Here is a 1518-nt window from a genome sequence, read left to right as displayed (position 1 = left end):
GAATCAAGATTTCCCTCGGCGCGCTCAGTCCCATTGAGTATCGTGAAAGCCTGGGCTTCGCGGCATAACCAGTCCAAGTTTTTGTCCGCATCCCCGGTGGGTCAGTTTTCAATCAGCGCCAACATAATTGAATATGTTATTAATTCTGAAGGGGGATTGAACTTCAGCTAGCCGGTACCGATTGCAGGGAAGACCTTTAAATATAGGAAACGCCGATCGAAGCGACCGTACGAATGCGGAAAGCTTGTTCAGCAACAAGCGCAAGCTACAGGCGGATTTTCTAGCCTCATGAAAGCTCAGTCCGAGCGATTCCAATGACGCTGAACCGTAGTCTTTGCCATCCCGAGCTTCTCTGCGACTTCAGCTCGCGAAAGTCCTTGCTCCTTGAGCTCTTGGACAGACTCTCGTGCCTGGGCCGCAGCAGTAATACGAGGGTGAGGGGTAGCCTCAATTTCGAGCGGAATCGATACCTCCAGCAGGGCGAGCTGCTGCAAATCTTTTTCAGCGAACTTCAAGACTTCGTCGGCACTCAGCCCGTCTTGTGCCGCGCATGCCAGCGCCATGAGCGCAACAGGGCTGAGATTCAACACTCTGGCGAGCTCAACGATGGCATCAAGGCTAGGGGAGGTTTTTTCGTTTTCGATTTGGCTCACATGCGACTGAGCGACGTTTTTGCTCAATTCATGCTGTGTGAGGCCGCGCTTTGTTCTCAAGAGCTTCAGCGCTGTGGCGAATGCAATCCGCACAGACATTTTTCCGTTCCGTCAAAACAGAGTTGTATGCCGTGTTTGCCATGATCCACTCAAATCTATATATTGATACGAGTGGATCGATCAGCAGGTTTGCGGCTTCAGACTCTGCGAGAGCTCAGTCCCACCCAGTTATTCGTTCCATCAATTTAGCTGTAAATCGAGATCAGGCCATTGATCAAGCTTCATGTGCTCTCAGATCTGCACAACGAATTCTCTTCCTTCGAACCGGCGCATGGAGAGTACGACGTGGTCGTCTTGGCCGGCGACATTGATGTCAGATCTAGAGGGGTGAAGTGGGCAAATGAAACGTTCAAAGGCCCTGTGATTTACATCTGCGGAAATCACGAGTTCTACGGTGGCCACATCGATCAAACGCTGCGCAAGATGAAGGACGCCGCGTTACCACACGTCCATGTCCTGGAAAACGAGACCTTTATTTGGAATCAAACACGGTTCCTTTGCGCCACTGCGTGGACTGATTTTTCGTCGACCGGAAACGTGGTTGCGGCAACCCAAACAGCATGGGATTGGATGAATGATTTTCGAGTCATTCGGACTGGAGAAAGCTACCGACGGCTGCGCCCGTCCGACCTCATTAGTCGAAATCACGCGTCGTTCGCTTGGCTGACCAAGGAGCTCGATGAGCCATTCGATGGCAAAACTGTGGTCGTTACCCGCAGAGCTGCGACTTTGCGAGAACAGTTCACTGACGCGACTACGCAATCGAAGCCGTTCAACATCGGGCGTGCGGCGCCGCAGGCGCTGG

Annotated in this window: 1 protein-coding gene and 1 pseudogene; one reads left to right on the top strand and one right to left on the bottom strand. The window is 52.4% G+C overall.

Features of this window, described 5'->3' with window-relative positions; translation table 11 throughout:
* Nucleotides 1–296: 296 nt before the first annotated feature.
* Nucleotides 297–752 carry a helix-turn-helix domain-containing protein gene (locus tag FBY04_RS32215; RefSeq protein WP_145319730.1) on the bottom strand — a complete coding sequence of 152 codons (456 nt, stop codon included), beginning with the start codon at nucleotides 750–752 and terminating at the stop codon, nucleotides 297–299.
* A gap of 174 nt (nucleotides 753–926) precedes the next feature.
* Here FBY04_RS32215 and FBY04_RS32210 point away from each other — a divergent pair.
* Nucleotides 927–1436, top strand: a pseudogene (locus FBY04_RS32210) (metallophosphoesterase); the annotation flags it as partial.
* Nucleotides 1437–1518 lie beyond the last annotated feature (82 nt).

The sequence above is a fragment of the Pseudomonas sp. SJZ080 genome, from assembly GCF_007828295.1.
Taxonomy (GTDB): Bacteria; Pseudomonadota; Gammaproteobacteria; order Pseudomonadales; family Pseudomonadaceae; genus Aquipseudomonas; species Aquipseudomonas migulae_A.
The sequence above is the reverse complement of the archived record's forward strand: the minus strand, read 5'-3'. Positions and strand labels throughout refer to the sequence as shown.